General features: G+C 70.8%; 17 protein-coding genes. 1 reads left to right on the top strand and 16 read right to left on the bottom strand.

The features are described 5' to 3' along the window. Positions 1-79 precede the first annotated feature (79 nt). Genes ACFQE5_RS11785 through ACFQE5_RS11765 form a run of 5 tightly spaced genes read right to left on the bottom strand, consistent with a single transcriptional unit; the run spans position 80 to position 6985 of the window. Positions 80-1042, bottom strand: coding sequence for an NAD-dependent epimerase/dehydratase family protein (locus ACFQE5_RS11785; protein WP_379584905.1), 963 nt, complete (start codon positions 1040-1042; stop codon positions 80-82). Further along, positions 1042-1782 (bottom strand): sugar phosphate nucleotidyltransferase, encoded by a 741-nt coding sequence (locus tag ACFQE5_RS11780; RefSeq protein ID WP_379584904.1) that lies wholly within the window; start codon positions 1780-1782, stop codon positions 1042-1044. The genes ACFQE5_RS11785 and ACFQE5_RS11780 overlap by 1 nt, the downstream gene beginning before the upstream one ends. A gap of 33 nt (positions 1783-1815) precedes the next feature. After that, entirely contained in the window at positions 1816-3216 is a 1401-nt protein-coding gene (locus tag ACFQE5_RS11775) for a hypothetical protein (RefSeq protein WP_379584903.1), read from the bottom strand. Continuing rightward, entirely contained in the window at positions 3213-5036 is a 1824-nt protein-coding gene (gene pelF / locus ACFQE5_RS11770; protein ID WP_379584902.1) for a GT4 family glycosyltransferase PelF, read from the bottom strand. The genes ACFQE5_RS11775 and pelF overlap by 4 nt, the downstream gene beginning before the upstream one ends. Next, a complete protein-coding gene (locus tag ACFQE5_RS11765) occupies positions 5033-6985 on the bottom strand; it encodes an Agd3-related carbohydrate-binding protein (RefSeq protein WP_379584901.1) in 1953 nt (650 codons plus the stop codon). Before ACFQE5_RS11765 ends, pelF begins: the two co-directional genes overlap by 4 nt. Before the next feature lie 437 nt (positions 6986-7422). Here ACFQE5_RS11765 and ACFQE5_RS11760 point away from each other — a divergent pair, with 437 nt between their 5' ends. Then, positions 7423-7659, top strand: coding sequence for a hypothetical protein (locus ACFQE5_RS11760; protein WP_379584900.1), 237 nt, complete (start codon positions 7423-7425; stop codon positions 7657-7659). 97 nt (positions 7660-7756) lie between these two features. Here ACFQE5_RS11760 and ACFQE5_RS11755 read toward each other — a convergent pair whose 3' ends face one another. The 11 genes from ACFQE5_RS11755 to ACFQE5_RS11705 form a co-directional block, all read right to left on the bottom strand. Further along, positions 7757-9337, bottom strand: a complete 1581-nt coding sequence (locus tag ACFQE5_RS11755) for an alpha/beta fold hydrolase (protein WP_379584899.1) — start codon at positions 9335-9337, stop codon at positions 7757-7759. Positions 9338-9414: 77 nt separating this feature from the next. Then, complete coding sequence (locus ACFQE5_RS11750; protein WP_379584898.1) at positions 9415-10044, bottom strand: alkaline shock response membrane anchor protein AmaP; 630 nt, start codon at positions 10042-10044, stop codon at positions 9415-9417. After that, complete coding sequence (locus ACFQE5_RS11745; RefSeq protein WP_379584897.1) at positions 10041-10601, bottom strand: DUF6286 domain-containing protein; 561 nt, start codon at positions 10599-10601, stop codon at positions 10041-10043. The genes ACFQE5_RS11750 and ACFQE5_RS11745 overlap by 4 nt, the downstream gene beginning before the upstream one ends. Positions 10602-10624: 23 nt before the next feature. After that, positions 10625-11014: a hypothetical protein gene (locus ACFQE5_RS11740; RefSeq protein ID WP_379584896.1), complete on the bottom strand. Its 390-nt coding sequence runs from the start codon at positions 11012-11014 to the stop codon at positions 10625-10627. Next, positions 11011-11190 carry a hypothetical protein gene (locus tag ACFQE5_RS11735; RefSeq protein WP_379584895.1) on the bottom strand — a complete coding sequence of 60 codons (180 nt, stop codon included), beginning with the start codon at positions 11188-11190 and terminating at the stop codon, positions 11011-11013. Before ACFQE5_RS11735 ends, ACFQE5_RS11740 begins: the two co-directional genes overlap by 4 nt. A 16-nt stretch (positions 11191-11206) precedes the next feature. After that, a complete protein-coding gene (locus ACFQE5_RS11730; RefSeq protein WP_379584894.1) occupies positions 11207-11443 on the bottom strand; it encodes a hypothetical protein in 237 nt (78 codons plus the stop codon). A 31-nt stretch (positions 11444-11474) separates the two neighbouring features. Continuing rightward, positions 11475-11963, bottom strand: a complete 489-nt coding sequence (locus ACFQE5_RS11725; protein ID WP_379584893.1) for an Asp23/Gls24 family envelope stress response protein — start codon at positions 11961-11963, stop codon at positions 11475-11477. A gap of 73 nt (positions 11964-12036) precedes the next feature. After that, complete coding sequence (locus ACFQE5_RS11720; protein ID WP_379584892.1) at positions 12037-12804, bottom strand: pyrimidine reductase family protein; 768 nt, start codon at positions 12802-12804, stop codon at positions 12037-12039. A 9-nt stretch (positions 12805-12813) separates the two neighbouring features. Further along, positions 12814-13674, bottom strand: a complete 861-nt coding sequence (locus ACFQE5_RS11715; protein ID WP_379584891.1) for a (2Fe-2S)-binding protein — start codon at positions 13672-13674, stop codon at positions 12814-12816. 168 nt (positions 13675-13842) lie between these two features. Beyond that, the gene (locus ACFQE5_RS11710) at positions 13843-14838 is read right to left on the bottom strand and encodes an inorganic phosphate transporter (RefSeq protein WP_379584890.1); all 996 of its coding nucleotides are present in this window, start codon (positions 14836-14838) and stop codon (positions 13843-13845) included. Next, positions 14839-15474: a DUF47 domain-containing protein gene (locus ACFQE5_RS11705; protein WP_379584889.1), complete on the bottom strand. Its 636-nt coding sequence runs from the start codon at positions 15472-15474 to the stop codon at positions 14839-14841. Between the last annotated feature and the right edge of the window lie 62 nt (positions 15475-15536).

Genomic DNA, 15536 nt, shown 5'->3' with positions numbered 1-15536 from the left:
AGCAGGCAGGCCTGGAGCAACAGCAGGCAGACCGCGAGAACTCGACGGGACCGTCCCCGACCAGCCACGCCGTCAGCTCCTACGGCGACGGCGCTGAGCGGGCCCGGACGAGTGCGGTGTCGCGACCCGCGGTCGTCCACGCGGCTTCCAGGGCCGAGCGAAGGTCGTGGGCCGGGACCCAGCCGAATGAGCGGTTGATCAGGCTCGTGTCTGCGGCGATCCAGTCCACCGTCCGGGAGCGGTCCGGCGCCGGAGCGGACTCGCGGATCTGACCGGAGAACCCGGCCACCTCGGCCAGCAGCTCGATGACCGCACGGGTGGGCACCGCCACGCCCCGGCCCACGTTGAGCACCGGTGCTGCGACCTCGTCGGCCAGCGCCGCGGCCGTGATCGCGGAGGCGACGTCACGGACGTCGACGAAGTCGCGGTACGCACCGAGCGGCCCGAGCCGGATGTGGTCGTCGCCGTGCTCCATGGCACGTCTCATGTCGGTCACCGCGCGACCCAGCACGGTGGTGTCCGGTGTACCGGCGCCGATCGGGTTGAACACGCGCAGGACGACGGCCTCCACCCGACCTTCGGCAGCCGCGAGCCAGGCCAACCGGGTGGCAGTCAGCTTGGTGACGCCGTAGTCGCTGGCGGGGCTCGTCGGCGAGTCCTCCGCCACCGGCTCACCGGCTCGAACCACTCCGTACTCGGCCGCCGAGCCCAGAACGACGAGCCGGGCGGTGGGCGCATGCATCGCGATCGCGTCCAGCAGGCGCGCGGTGGTCAGCACATTGGCCTCGACCAGTGCCGCGTAGCCACCCGACATCCGGCCGGTCGCGTTGATGACGACGTCCGGTTCGACGTCCTGCAGCAGCCGTCCCAGCTGCTCGGGTGTGCCGGTGACGAGGTCGTGCCGCCGCCGGCCCTGGTCGGCACGCTCCTGCCGCCCGACCCGGATGAGCGCGCCGACACGCGGATCACCCGTCAGGGCCGCGGCCAGCGGGCGGCCCAGGAATCCCGACGCGCCGAACAGCAGGACCCGCGCGGTGCCCATCACGCGACCTCCGGCCGGCAGGAGAGATCGACCTGCGGCAACAGTCGTGGCCGAATCTCGGCGAAGGTCTCGTTGGCCTCGTCGTAGTCGTCGGGCCGGCCGATGTCCAGCCAGTATCCGTCGAATGGATAGGCCTTCGGCCGCTGCCGCCGGGCCAACAGGTCGTGGACGAGGTCGTCGAACCCGAAGGGCACGTTCTTCGGATAGCGGGCGAGGGTCGAACGCGAGATGGCATACACCCCCATACTCACTCCATAGCGCAACGTCGGCTTTTCGCGAAACGTGACGATCTCGCCGTCGACCGTCTCCAGCGTTCCGAAGTCGATATTCACCCGGCGCTGGTAGGTGGCGACCGTCAGCGGGGCGTCCGAGCAGATATGTGTGCGCAGCAGGGATGCATAGTCCAGGTCGGTGAGAAGATCCCCGTTCATGACCAGAAAATGCTCGGGAAGGTCGTCGAGGAAGTTCAGTACCGGCCCGATCGTGGATAACGGCCGTTCCTCCTCGGCGTACCGGACGGTCAGCCCCCAGCGCGCGCCGTCCCCGACGAACGCGCGGATCAGCGAGCCGAGGTGCCCGATGGCCAGCGTCACCCGCCGGAAGCCCTGGGCGCTGAGCTGTTGCAGGATGATGTCCAGGATCGCGTATTCACCGCCGATCGGGACCAATGGTTTGGGTAGCGCAGTCGTGTACGGTCGTAGCCGGACTCCGCGCCCTCCCGCGAGAATTGCGACATGCATTGCGTGACCTCCGTGATCGGAGAGGTGACCGGGTCACCGGAAGTGGTAGACCCGTGACGTGGTCGTCCAGAGCTTGACCGACAGCAGGACGAGCAGCACAGAAGTGCTCGCGAGAAATATCTTGATCGGCCCACCCGGGCCGAGTTCGTCCGCCAGCAGGAGCACGCCGATGATATCGGCTGCGGCGACGGCCGCCGATATTCTGAGGAGTGCGGGAAATTGTTCGTGCCGGGCCAGGGTGAAACCTGCGAAATATGCGCCACCGAGTATGACGTGGGCTTCGACCAGGTACACGCCGTCCGTACTGAGCGTTCCCAGGCCCCGCAGGGCGATGAGCACGACCGCCGCGAGGACGCCGAGGACCAGGAGGCACCGGGCCAGTTCGCGCACGACCAACTGCCGGGTATCGCGGCGGAAATCCTCGGGGCCCGCGTCGCGGTCGAGCAGGTCGGCGGCTCGTTCGGTGAGCCGGACTGCACGCCATTCGACGGCACCCATCCCCAGCACCAGCGGCGCGACCGCGATCGCCAGGTCGAACTGCCCCACGATGTAGCGAGCGTCGGTGAACAGCAGGAACACCGCCCCCACCACCGCGTAGCCGACGCTGGGTGCCGCCCCGCGGGCCGCCCTGCGCCAGTGGACGACTCCCGGCGGATCGGGCTCGGCCCCGGCGATCTCCCGGAGGGTGATCAGCCATGCCGTGCCCGAGACCAGGGCAGCCGACAGCCCGGCCGCGACGATGGTCGGCTCGACCAGGACGCGGGGGTATCCCGACGCGATGTGGGTGACGCCGAGAAGCAACGCGGGGGCCATCATCGTGACGAGCCACCGCTCCTTGCGGTAGAAGACGAGGATGCCCGCGGTGAGCTGAAAGGCGATCTGACCGGCGACGAACGCCACCATCCCCGGTCTGGTCCCCCCGAGGAGCGCCAGCAGCGCGGCGATGACCAGGGCCGTGCCGATGCCCGCGACGCCGAGCCACCGCAGGGCCCTGCCCGCGGCCCGCTCCCGGCGCTGGCCCCGCAGCTGATAGGCGACGGCGCTCATCCCCATTCCCCACGCCCATCCCAGCCCGGTCGCGAGCACCATTCCGCGCACCATCGCGGTGGTGCCGAGGACGGTGAAGACCGCCGGGTACACCGCGCTGGGCAACGCGTACAGCGGGCCGTGGGCCACCATGCGCAGCGCGTCGAGCGTCTTTCGTCGATTCCGGCGCGGCGGGGGCTGCGCCGGGGGTGGGATGTCCCGCAGCAGCGTGGTCGCGAGATCGAACACGTCCTTGCGGCCGTAGTTCTCGCGCGCATCCTGGTCGGTGATCCCACGGCTTTCCAGCGAGGCGGCGATCTGCAGTTCGTCCACCGCGCCCGGCATCGCCGTGGCCACGCTGTGGGCGAGCTCCCGCTGTCGCCACCACTGGTCCCAGAACTCGGTCATGTCCGCACCCGCCGGTTTCCGTCCGCCCATTCGTGGGTGAGTCCCCGGTGCCGCCACCAATCGGCCCAGAACTCGCTCGTCAGCTCGCCGGTGCCGGACTGCCCGGGTGGCTCGATCCAGCTCAGGTCGGGACCGGGAACGCGGGTGCTCGTGGGTGGGGTCTCGACGGGGTGGTTGTCGGCGACATGCTTCTCGATGACAGGGTCGGCCGGGCTCCAGGTGCTCCACCACCCACCGGTGCCGGGATCGGCGCCGGGCCACCGGTCGACGGGGTTCGTGGCGAACGCCGCGGGCGGGTTCCACCGCAGATCCGGAGCCATCTCGTCGTAGATCCGACGGTAGGCATCGGTCCACTGGTCGAGGGTGAACCTCTCCAGCACGCGTTGACGGGCGAGACCGCCGAGCCGCAGCCGCAGCTCGTGGTCCTCCAGCAGCCGCAGACACGCGTCGGCGACCGCGGCTGGATCGCGTGGTGGCACCACGAAACCCGCATCGCCGACCGCCTCGGAGACTCCGCCGACATTCGTGCACACCGGTGGGCGGCCCGTCGACATCGACTCCACCACGGTGTAGGGGAAGCCCTCGGACACGCTCGTCAACGCAACGAGGTGCCCTGCCTCGTACGCGTCGACCTGCCGGGGGATCCGGCCTTCGAACACCGCTGCTCCCGAGAGGCCGAGCTGTGCCACGAGGGCGAGGCAGCTCGCGTAGTAGCCCTCGTTCTCCGGGGTCACCGGGCCGAACATGCGCAGCCGGGCCGCGGGGACCCGTGCCCGGACGATGGCGAACGCCCGGATCAACGTGTGCAGGTCCTTCAGCGGGTCGATCCGCCCCACGAAGACGATCGTCGGCAGCTCCGGCTCGCCCTGGGCCTGGGGGAAGGCCGCGGGGTCGATCCCGTTGTACATGGTGGTGATCCGGGCCGGATCCGCCCCGTTGTACAGCTGCCAGCGGCGGTTGTAGTTCGAATGCGGAGCCAGCAGGTCGGCGCAGCGATAGGCCGCTCGGGCCAGTGCCCGGAAGAAGCCGAGCATGATGATGTTGACGGCGCGCGGTGTGTCGGCCCCGTCGAGAGCCAGGTACTGCTCCCGGAGATAGACGCCGTGCTCGGACATCACGATCGGCGTCCCGTGAGCCCATTTGCCGGCCATGGCCACCAGGGCGCTGATGCCGTTCATCGACAGGTGACACACATCGCCCACCACCGGGGGGTGGGAGAGGGGGCGCAACAGATGCTCGAGGCGGTCGGTGGCGGTAAGGGCGTCGCGCAGGCTGAGCGGGCCGATATCCGCGTACCGTCGCGCCTCCCACCAGACCCGCAGGAGTCGTTCCAGTGCCTCGTTGCTCACGAGCGCCGAGCGAAGGTCGCCGGCCTGCGCATGGTCGAACATCGCGCGCAGCGCCCAGAGGAACTCGTCCGTTCGGTCGGGTGCGGAGTCGACGCCCGGTCCGGGCGGCCGGATGAGCGCCCGCAGGAAGGTCTCATGGGTTGCCGCGAACGACGCCGATCGGTTGCGGGCGGTCCGCCTGCGCGCCGGCGCGGGGCCCCAGAGGGGGATGTTGACGACCTGCACCAGGTTGCTCGGCGGCGGCCACGAACTGCGTTCGGTCCCATCGACGCTGACGGCGACCGCCGTGAACCGGTGCTCCGGCATTCCGTGGATCAGTTGGTGGCACCAGGTGCTGACCCCGCCGGGATGATAGGGATAGGTGCCCTCGCCCACGAGGACGATCCGCAACGACCGGTTGCGTGGCTGGCGCCGCGGCTGCGGCGTCGGAGGCAGGTGAACCTGCGGCTCGCTGACCTGGGTGAGCATCATGGGCGCGGCCGTGCGAACAACGTGACCTCGTCGGCGGCGGTCACCGCGACGCGTGCGATGGAGTCGGAGCCGTACATTTCCGCCTCCTGGATGCGGTTCCGGTCGGCGCCGGTCGGCTGCTCGGCCGCGACACCGGTGAAGAACAGGGAGTTGTCGCCCGTCGGGGTGTAGGAGATCGCACCGGTCACCCGGTTCCATACGGCGTCGTGACCGCCGGCGAGCTCGGCGAAATGAGAACTTCGAGCCTGCACGTAGGAGGCGAGCGCGGGCCAGTCGGGATTCTTCAGCGGAACGTCGTAGTAGGAGCTGTACTTCGCCAGAACCGCGTTGAGCCAGTCGAACATCAGGCTCCGGCCGGACGCGTACTCGTGCAGGTTCCCCTGGTGCAGTGTGTGCGTATAGACCGATCCGCTCATCGCGTGCCGCAATGCGATATTCGACTCGGCATCGAGGATCTCGTCATAGGTGAGGTCGTGGTCGGCGTGATCCGCTGCCCCGCCATTGGCTCCGTACACCATGTTGTACAGGTGAACCTGCTCCTCGGGTGTCGTCGCCTCGAAGGCGATGTTGGTCGGCCAGTCGGGGACGATGAACAAATCCGGTTGCAGCGGGTGGTAGGTTCCGCAGTTGAAACACGGCGGACGATGGCTGGCGAATGACATGTTCCCGTGCAGATATTTCACGCCCGCATCCTTGGCGGCGGTGAGCAGGGTCGTGTTGGACTTGTTCAGGCCGTGGTCGGTCGGTGAGCTGAGGGAACGGGGATCGGCGTTGAAAACACCGAGCCCGGAGTACTCCGGCGTCTTCAGTACGGTCGCGGGAACGGGCAGTCCGACCGAGGACGCCGCCTCGAGATTCTTCTCGATCTGGGTGCGGTTCTCGTCATACGGGGTGTCGTTCATGGCGGGATGGCTGAAGGTGTGGTTGATCCACCGGAACTCCCGGGCAAGGCATCGGGAGTAGCTGGACAGTGCATCGGGCGTGTTCGCGGAATCGCATTGGGCCGGGGCCTGCGAGTTGAGGTGGGCGCCGTTGAAGGCGATATTGAGCGTGAAATCGCCGACCAGGGGATAGCGTTCGCGCAAGGCGGCCTGCTGCCGTCCGACCGAGGCGGCATCCGAGCCGGAGAGGCGGAACGTTCCCGCGCTGCCGTCCGGCGAGCCGCGAAGGGTCGAGGCGAACCAGTCGTCCACGTCGACATTCATCCAGTGCCGATGTTCGCCCAGGAAGACTCCTCGGGTGGCCCAGCGCAGGAGTCCGTAGCCGAGGAGGTCGGTGACGATCTGGTTCTCGCCCATCGAGAACGTCAGTCCGGCCCGCTCCCTGCCGTCGGTCGCCGTGCTGACGAATCCGAGGACATCAGTACCCAGGGTGAGCAGCGGTTGCGCATTGCACGGCTGGGCGAACTGTGTGCGGTAGAGATAGGAGTTCTGGATGGGGATCCGAGCGCCCGGTTTGAGGTAGTCGAAAATCGTCGATCCCAGGTCGGTCAGGGTGGCCATGACCGGGTCGGCGGCCACCGGGCCGTCGGTTCCAGGGCGAAGGCAGTTGTCCTCGGGGAAGGTCCCGGGCGAGGACTTCAGACTCACCTGCCGGACCTTGAAATTACGTTCGTACTCCCACAGCGCGTTCCACCCTTCCGCGGTGAGCGCGCTGGTGAAGTTTCCGTTGCCATCGGGCAGCAGCAGAGCGTTGTCGGTCAACAGAACTGCCTGGTACCTGCCCACCCCGTCAGCGCGCACCAGGCGGCTCGGCGTAATCGGATCCGACGTGGCGAGGATGACGTCGTACGGTGTGCCGATCCTGTCGAGAATGGACTTCCAGGCCGCTAGGCCGAGATCCTTCTCGTCGGCGGCGATCACCAACTGGCGCAGGGCCACCCCGGACCCCGCAGGGGCGGCTCCCGGCGTCGATCGCATCCGGGCCGGGGCCAATTCAGTCGATGTCACGATCGGAATCATCACCATCGCCAATGCGGCGCACAGCAGCAGCGACGTCGAAATCTTGCCTCTGCGGTAACGCCATCGCATTAGTCTCCAATCCGAACCACTGCCTGTTGCTCACGCGGCGTTCACGGGTGGTTCGACGCGAATGCAGGGGTGGTGTCGCCGGTGGCGACGGGTACGGCCCCATTCCGGGCCGGCAGCGGTGCCCCTCAACACGGGCTGCTCATCGGGCATCAATCGTCGGGATACCGGCTGATCGGATCCAGGGGGTGCTCCCCAGAGGGTGCAGGGGAGAACCCGATCCCTCGGCTGGGGTGGACCCTCCGTTCCCGGGCGTTGCTCGGCCGGTGCGGGCCCGTCGTCGCGATCGTGCGGGGCGGTGCGTGCTACCGCACGCATCCGTGTGACTACTCTCGGCGGCCTGAGCCGAGAGGAGCACGATGAGCCTGGTGGCGGTCCTTGCGGAGATGCCGGACCTGTTGGAGCGAACGCTGTCCCAGCACGTCCCGGATGATCGCGGCAACTGCAGGGAATGCCGCGGCCCGTCGGGGGTCACCGCGACCTGGCCGTGCCTGATGCGCAAGGTCGCCGCCGAGGCACAGGACCTCCGCGCCGGAGGCCTACCGGGGACCTACCGCGGCGCCCGGCACCGGCCGCTCCGCGCGGTTGCCGGCTGAGGGGCCGGCTCTCAAGACTCGTCGGCTGCGCCGACCCCGTCGGCTCTGCCGACCGCGCCGACCGCGCCGACCGCGCCGACCGCGCCGACCCCGTCGGCTACGGCGGGCAGACGGCGCCGTTTCGCGGCACCGTTCCCTCCACCAGCATCCGGTCGACGATGCCGGAGATGCAGGGCGTCCGCGGGTAGGCCCCGCTGCCGGCGCCTTGCCAGCCGACGAAGCGGGCCGTCCGCAGGCTGTCGGCGGCATGTCGGGCGCCGTCGAGCGGGGCGCGCGGGTCGTGTGCGGTGCCGAGCACCAGGAGCGGCGGCGCGGTGGCGGCCGGTCCCGATGCGGGTGCGGGCGGTGTGGCCGGCCAAGGCGCGCAGGCCAGCAGGCGCAGCGCGAAAGCGCCGCCGAACAGCGGATGCTCGGTGGTCCACCGGGCGGCCAGCTGGCCGACCTCGGGTGGGGTGAGCCGGCGGTGCGTGTCGTTGCAGGCGGTGGCGAGCTCGGCGTCGAAACGGCCGGCCGAGCCCGCTACCGGCGCGAACATCGCCAGCAACGCGTCCGGGGAGCCCTGCACCGCCTGCCTCAGCGCGGACGCGAGCTCGGGCCACGAACGTGGCTCGGGGAGCGCGGCGACCAGGGCGTTGACAGTGGCGCCGGCCGTGAGCCTGGTTCCGTCGGCGGCCTCGAGCGGTTGGACGCGCAGCCGCTCGAGCAGAGCGGTCACCGTCTCCCGGGGGTCGGATCCCAGCGGACAGTCACCCGTGGCGGTGCAGGCCCTCGCGAACACGTCGAACGTCGATTCCGCGGCGCCCGCCCGGGCCTTGCTGAGTTCGGGTTGGTCGGCCGCGGGGTCGGACGGCCCGTCGAGGACGAGCCTGCCGACGGCCTCCGGATGCGCGGTCGCCCAGTCGGCCAGCGCCGCGGCGCCGTCCCCGACCCCGATCGCCGAAAGGCGCCGTACCCCGAGTGCCTGACGCAACTCCTCGATGTCGGCGGCAGTGCTCGCCGTCCGGTAACTGGTGATCTCACCCGAGAGGAACAGGTAGCAGCTCTGAACGACGCTGCGGGCCTGCTCGAGCAGGGCGGTCAGCCCGGCGTCGGCGCCGTCACCGCGGTCGGCGTTGATCAACGCGGTACGCGCCGTGGGCGGCGCGCAGTCCAGTGCGTCCACACCGGAGCCGCGCCGGTCCAGGCCGATGAGCTGGTACCGGGCCAGGACCTGAGGTGAGACCTGGGTGGCCAGCAGGACGGCGCGGTGGGCCGAGGCGTCGGTGCCGGTGTCACCGACGACGAGCAGCGGCGGGCGGGTGGCGGGAGCGTCGGCCGTCCCGGCCCGGACGACCCCGAGCCGGGTCCGGCCCAGCCCGCGCTGGTCGGGGTCGGTGGGGACGCTGATCTCGCCGCACTCGACGCGCTGCGGGCCCGTCGCGGGTGCCGCGATGCCGAGTGCGGTGAAGGTCTCGGCGGTGCAGTCGACGAACGGGATCGTGGCCTGCTGGGGCTCCGGGACCGGTAGCTGCTCGGGTGGTACGGCCGGTTCCGTGGTCGTCACCACGGGCCGGGACGGCAGGTTCTGTCCGTGGACCGCGACGGGAGGGCGCTGCGAGGGACCGGCCGCGCATCCGGCCAGCACGGCGATCACCAAGGACAGCCCCGCCAGCAGGGCGCGGTGCGGTGCGGGTGACACGCGCCCGTTCCTCCTCTCCCCGACGCCACGCCCCAGCTTGCCGCATCGGGGGTGTGACCCCGGTGAACGCCACCGGGTCACACGACGCGGGGGGTGCCGCTGGACGAGTCGAGTTCCAGACGCACGCCGACCGGCAGGTCGGCGACCCCGAGACAGGTGCGGGCCTCGGTCAGGACGTCGAGCTCGAGGCGACGGCAGACCTCGGTGACGTCCGCATCCTGCTCGAGCCACAGCGTCAACCGCATCGCCGGGACGCGGGGGGCACCGACGAGGCGGGTACGGGCCCTCGCGACGCCGGGTAGGGCCGCGGCCGCGCCGGTCACCGCCTCGGCCGCGGCCGCGGATCTGATCACGACCGCGGTGCCGGGATCGGCGTCGAGCATCAGGTCGGGGCGGCGCTCCGGGCGCAGGGACCGCACGGCCAAGGCCACACCGAGCACGGTCAGCAGCACGCCGACGCCCAGCGCGACGAGCCGGGCGGGGAGCGGGTGGGCCCGCAGGGTGTCCACCACGACGGGGTCGAGCAGCGGGCGGTCGGAGCGGCCGGTACCGAACACCCCGTAGGACAGCAGTGCGGTCAGCGTGCCCGCGACGAGCAGGAGCAGGCCGGCCAGCGCGACGAGCCAGCGATCACCGGCCGTGGACCGCGCGAGGGCACGGCGCGATCGGCGCCGCACGCCGGCGGGGGCGAGCACCGGCTCGCTCATCGCGGTCCCCGTCGCGCCCGGGTGGCGATGCTGACCCGGGGCCGCTTCACCGGCGACAGCTCGTCGAGCACCTGGTCGACCTGCTCCCGCACGTCGCGACGCAGCGCCGGGAGGTCACCGGGATCGTCCTGGCCGCCGGACACCCAGCCCTCGGCCCGGACGGTGATGACGCGGCCGGAGGCGGTCACCGAGGCAGCGGCGACGCCGTCGGTGGCGCGGACCCGGCGGCCGACCAGCCGGGCAAGGACCCGGGGCGAGATGACCACGCTGATACCCGGTGCGGGCGGGGCGAGCGGGATGTCATGGCGGCGGGCCGCGATCCCGACCAGTACCAGCAGCAGCCCCAGCGCCGCGGTGCCGATCGCGATGGGCGCCACCCACGGTTGCTGCCAGGTCACGTCCGCCAGCACCGAGCGCCAGCCTGCCCACGGCACGACCACCCCCGGGCCCGCGGGCGGTCGCAGCCACGCCGCGACCACCTCGATGATCGCGATCACGCCGACCGCTGCCAGGACGAGGCTCAGCAGCGGGGCGAGGACCCGCACCAGCGTGCGCATCGCATCTCCTGTCGCGTCGCGGTCTAGCCCAGCCGGGGCGGCGCCGGCAGTCCGCGCAGCCCGGTGACGGTCACGACGAGGCTGCGCAACCGATGTTCGGCCAGCCGCCACAGCTGGTGCTCGACCCGGGTCCGGACGGCGGCGATGACCGCGCGAACATCCCCGGGATAGCCGAGGGCCAGCTCGAGGTGGACGTCGAGCCCGGCCGGAACGCCTCCAGCCGGACTGATCCGCGCGCTCGCCCCGGTCGTCCCGACCTCGATACCGGCCAGCGTGCGCGCGTTGCGCAACGTGCCCGGTACCTGATCGGCGGTGTGCTCGACGATCTTGCGCAGCACCGTCGGGTTGATCCGGAGGCGGCCGCGTTCAGCCGCGGCGACCGCGGACCGGACGGCCGGTGCGCCGGTACTCACCGGTCCCGTCCCCGGCCGAGGACGTCACTCAGGTCGAGCTCGCCGTCGAGAACCCGGCCGATCAGCAGACCGACCGCGCCGACGACAAGGACGATGACGAAGGCGCTGAACCCGCCGAAGGCGCCCGCGGCACCGAGGATGAGACCCGCCAACAAGCCGGTCTGGGTGGCGTTCATCTGGCACTCCTGGGTTTCATGGTGGCGAAGCGCGTCCGACCCGCGCCTGACGTTGCCTGCGCACCGTGCGGATCAGCGCGACGGCAACCCGAACCGGGAAGGGGGCCTCGGCCGCGGGATCCGGCTCGGGCCCGGCTCGCTGCGCGTCCCGGAACCGGGCGAGCCCCGCCGCGAACACCGTGGGGTCACCACCACGGTCCGGGTGGTGCTCGCGGAGAAAGGCCCGGTAGGCGGCGCGTTCCTGTGGATTCACCGGCCGGTCTCCGGGCCGGGGCCGCCCGTCCTCATTCGACCCGGGACGTGGGAGTGGCCGGGGCCTCCTCGACGTCCTCGCTCGGCAGGTGGATGTCGTTGACGGCGATGTTGACCTCGATGACCTCCAGGCCGGTCATGCGCTCCACCGCGGTGATCACGTTGCGGCGCACCGCACGGGACAACTCGACGATCGACGCGCCGTACTCGACGATGATGTCGAGATCGATCGCGGCCTGCTTCTCCCCGACCTCGACCTGGACCCCGGCGACGTTGGCCGCACCCGTGCCGCCGCCGGGTATCCGCTCGCGGATCGCTCCGAACGCGCGGGACACGCCGCCACCCATGGCGTGGACGCCGGAGATCTCGCGGGCCGCGATCCCGGCGATCTTCTGCACGACCGTGGCCGCAATGGTGGTGCGCCCCAGCGCGGTGGCCTCGGCCAGCCGCGAGGTCCCTTCCGCGGCGGGCGCCGAACGCGTGGTGGGGGTGGGGGATGTCTGTGGCGTGCTCTCGGTCATCTCACGCTCCTGGTCGCTGCCGGTGGCCGGTGTCCGGCCGGACACTGATCTGATGCCCGGATCGGTGGGGTACTCACGGGTTGTCACCCGGTTGGGGTAGCGACCGGTCCCCGCGTGGCCGGGCGTAGCGCAGCAGCAGCACATCGTCGGCGTGCAGGGCCCCGACCAGTGTCATCGGCCGTGGGTCCGGACCGGCCGGGCCGGTGGCGATCCGGCCGGCGTGCCCGGCGACGAGCAGCGGCGAGAGGGTCAGGCACAGCTCGTCGACGGCGTCGGCGTTCACCAGGTCGCCATGCAGGCGCGGTCCACCCTCGCACAGCACGCGCCGTAGCTCGCGCCGGTCGAGCTCACCCAGCACGGCGTGCGGGGCGAGCGTCGGTAGCTCCACGACGTCGGCGCCCGCGGCCCGCAACCGCCGTCGGCGCTGCGCGGGCGCCGCCGTGGTGGTGAGCACGATCGGGGGGACCGACGTGTCGGTGAGCAACCTGCTGTGCGGGTCGAGGTCGGCGGAACCGGTGACGACGGCGATCGGTGGCGGGGTGTCGCGGCCGATGGTCGCGCGGCGCGCACCCCGGTAGTCCTCGGTGCGCACCGTCCCGGCCCCGACGAGGACCACCTCGGCGAGCCGGCGCAGCAGCCCGAAGACCCGCTTGTCGGCGGCGGAGCCGAGCCCGCCGGAGCGCCCGTCGACGGAGACCGAACCGTCGAGGCTGGACACGAAGTTGACCCTCACGTACGGCCTGGTGAGGTCCTGCGGGTAGGCGTACACCCGCGCGAGGGCTTGGTCATCGAGGTCGTCGAGCTCTCGGAGCTCGCGGCCGGTGGTCCAGGGTTGTCGCACCGGGACATTTCACCGGAAGTCGGTCAGCTCGGCATACCGCTGGGCGCGTTCGGCCGCGGGCGTGCGCGGACAGGTCGTGCACGCCGACCCGTCGGGGGAGACCTTGAAGTAGAAGCAGCACGACACCCGTCGTCGGGACAACCAGGGCCGGGCGCGGTTGTCGTGGAGGAGGTGCAGGGTCGACGCATCGGGGAACTCGGGCGTCCCGCCCGGCAGCACGAGCGCGGCGTCCCCGAGAACCATGGTGGCGGCCGCCGGGTCCGCGCATCGGGTGCCGCCGTCGGCCGCGCGCCAGATCCCCGTGTCCAGGCCGTCGAAGAACGCGCCGAGCCGGGCCCGCCGAGGCAGCGGGACACCGGGGCCGTAGTCGGCCAGAAAGGCATCGGCGTGGATGCGGACCTGGGAGCGCAGTACGGCGGCCAATGTGGTCTCGTCCGGCACGACCGTCGCGGCCGGATCCTCGGCCGCGGGATCGTCGGGAAGGCACCAGAACCGTTCGTCCAGCAGGGCGGCGCCGCTCGGGGCCGGGTCGTCCGGGGCCCGGTGGAAGGCCAGCGCGTCGCGATCGAGGCGCGGGATGCGCCGGGCGTGCCGGAACAGTGCGGCGCCTACCGCCCCCGGAATCTTCGCGTACCAGTGCAGGACGTAGGCGGCGGCGGTGGTCGGGTGGGTGGCACCGTAGCGACGGAGCAGATCGGCGGCGGCCGCGCGCTCCCAGTCCGCCAGGAAGTCGGCGTCGACCGCCGAACACCGGGTCCATGCCGGCTCGGCAGGCACATCGGCCGACCCGAAGCGGATGTCCAGCCCTTCGACGGCGGCGGACACCCGGGCGGCGGTCTCCGCGAGCGCGGTGCAGACCTGGATCGTCATGACAGTGAGGCTATCCTTACTTGATCGTGGTAGGTATGCCTTGTCTACCAACGTGAATGCCTCACCTCATCGAGGTGTCCGGTCGATGACCGAGGGTGAGCCGGGCGCGTGCCCGGGGCCCGGCCGGTCCCCGACCGGGTCCCGGGATCCCCGATCCGGGGTGCGGGATCAGGCCACGAGCGCGTGGATGATCCAGAAGGCGACCGCCCCGGACAGGGCGGCCATCGGGAGCGTCAGCACCCAGGCGACGACGATGTTGCCGGCGACCCCCCAGCGCACGGCCGACAGTCGTCTGGTCGCACCGACGCCGAGGATCGCCGAGGTGATCGTCTGGGTCGTGGAGATCGGCGCCGCGAAGACGAACGCGGTCGTGTAGAGCACCGTCGACGCGGTGGCCTCGGCGGCGAATCCGTGGGGCGGATCGAGATCGATGATCCGCCTGCCGAGCGTGCGCATGATGCGCCAGCCGCCCACATAGGTGCCCAACGACAGCGCGCCCGCGGCCAGTACGACGACCCACCAGGGAATCGCGAAACCCTCGTGGTAGCCGCCGACGACCAGCGCGAGCACGATCACGCCCATCGTCTTCTGGGCGTCCTGCAGGCCGTGGCCCAGCGCCATCGCCGCGGCGGAGACCGTCTGCGCGTGGCGGAACCCGCGGGTCAGTCGCGACGGTCGGCCCCGCCGGAAGATCCACAACAGGATGATCATCACGAGCCCCGCGAGGACGAACCCGACGAGCGGTGAGATGACCATCGGGATGATCACCTTGTCCACCACGCCGGCCCATTTGACGGTCCCCGCCGAGGCGAGCGCGGCGCCGACCAGTCCGCCGATCAGTCCGTGCGAGGACGACGAGGGCATCCCGAAGTACCACGTGACGAGGTTCCAGATGATCGCTCCGATCAGCGCGGCGAGCACGACGACCAGTCCGGACAGCCCCTCGGGCGGTGCGATGATGCCGCCGCCGACGGTGGAGGCGACCGAGGTGCCGAGAAAGGCGCCCACCAGGTTCAGCACCGCGGCCATCAGCAGCGCGGTGCGGGGGGAGAGCGCCCGGGTGGAGACCGAGGTCGCGATCGCGTTGGCCGCGTCGTGAAAGCCGTTCGTGTAGTCGAACACCAAGGCGACGATGATCACCACGATGATCGCGGCGAACTCCACTCACGCCTCCTTGACCGCGATGCTCTCGACGGTGTTGGCGACCGTCTCGAAGGCATCGGTGGCCTCTTCCAGGGTCTCGACGATCTCCTTGATCTTGATCACGGTGAGCACGTCGAGCGGGCTGCTGCCCGGTTGCGGGACGAGCAGGTCGCCGAGCAGGCTGCGATAGAGGTCGTCGCCCTCGTCCTCGAGTGAGTTGACGTGCACCCAGTACTCGCGCAGCTGGGCCATCTTCTCCAGGCCGGGCATCGCCTCGGCGGTCGCGATGGCCGCGCGGCGCAGCACGTCGACCTGGCGGGCGATTCCCGGCGGGAGGGTGCCGAGCCGGTAGAGGACGATCCGGTCGGCGGCCTCTTCCATGGCATCGATCACGTCGTCCAGCGAGGAGGCCAACCGGTAGATGTCCTCGCGGTCGAACGGCGTGACGAACGTCGAGTTGAGCTTGACCATGATCTCATGGGTCAGCTCGTCCCCGGCGTGTTCGGCGTCCTTGACCCGGTCGGCGAACTCCGAGCGTGCCTCGGGCTCGGCGGCGACGAGTTTCGCCAGCTCATCGGCTGCCGCCACGATGTTCTCCGCCGCTCTGGTGAACAGCGGGTAGAACCCGCGTTCGTGAGGCCTCAAGCGAAATGCCATGCCCTGAGTAAACACCTGTGAGTGAGAAACAGTGCCAGGGCACTGTTTCTCACTCACAACCG

The sequence above is a fragment of the Pseudonocardia hispaniensis genome, assembly GCF_042658695.1.
GTDB classification, from domain to species: Bacteria; Actinomycetota; Actinomycetes; order Mycobacteriales; family Pseudonocardiaceae; genus Pseudonocardia; species Pseudonocardia hispaniensis.
The sequence above is the reverse complement of the archived record's forward strand: the minus strand, read 5'-3'. Positions and strand labels throughout refer to the sequence as shown.

Excerpts from the sequence above, each read along its gene's own strand:
- ACFQE5_RS11750 (WP_379584898.1), bottom strand. The coding sequence starts at position 10,044 with ATGAGCGAGCCGGTGCTCGCCCCCGCCGGCGTGCGGCGCCGATCGCGC.
- ACFQE5_RS11715 (WP_379584891.1), bottom strand. The coding sequence starts at position 13,674 with ATGACGATCCAGGTCTGCACCGCGCTCGCGGAGACCGCCGCCCGGGTG.
- ACFQE5_RS11780 (WP_379584904.1), bottom strand. The coding sequence starts at position 1,782 with ATGCATGTCGCAATTCTCGCGGGAGGGCGCGGAGTCCGGCTACGACCG.
- pelF (WP_379584902.1), bottom strand. The coding sequence starts at position 5,036 with ATGATGCTCACCCAGGTCAGCGAGCCGCAGGTTCACCTGCCTCCGACG.
- ACFQE5_RS11785 (WP_379584905.1), bottom strand. The coding sequence starts at position 1,042 with ATGGGCACCGCGCGGGTCCTGCTGTTCGGCGCGTCGGGATTCCTGGGC.
- ACFQE5_RS11705 (WP_379584889.1), bottom strand. The coding sequence starts at position 15,474 with ATGGCATTTCGCTTGAGGCCTCACGAACGCGGGTTCTACCCGCTGTTC.
- ACFQE5_RS11775 (WP_379584903.1), bottom strand. The coding sequence starts at position 3,216 with ATGACCGAGTTCTGGGACCAGTGGTGGCGACAGCGGGAGCTCGCCCAC.
- ACFQE5_RS11745 (WP_379584897.1), bottom strand. The coding sequence starts at position 10,601 with ATGCGCACGCTGGTGCGGGTCCTCGCCCCGCTGCTGAGCCTCGTCCTG.
- ACFQE5_RS11735 (WP_379584895.1), bottom strand. The coding sequence starts at position 11,190 with ATGAACGCCACCCAGACCGGCTTGTTGGCGGGTCTCATCCTCGGTGCC.
- ACFQE5_RS11725 (WP_379584893.1), bottom strand. The coding sequence starts at position 11,963 with ATGACCGAGAGCACGCCACAGACATCCCCCACCCCCACCACGCGTTCG.
- ACFQE5_RS11760 (WP_379584900.1), top strand. The coding sequence starts at position 7,423 with ATGAGCCTGGTGGCGGTCCTTGCGGAGATGCCGGACCTGTTGGAGCGA.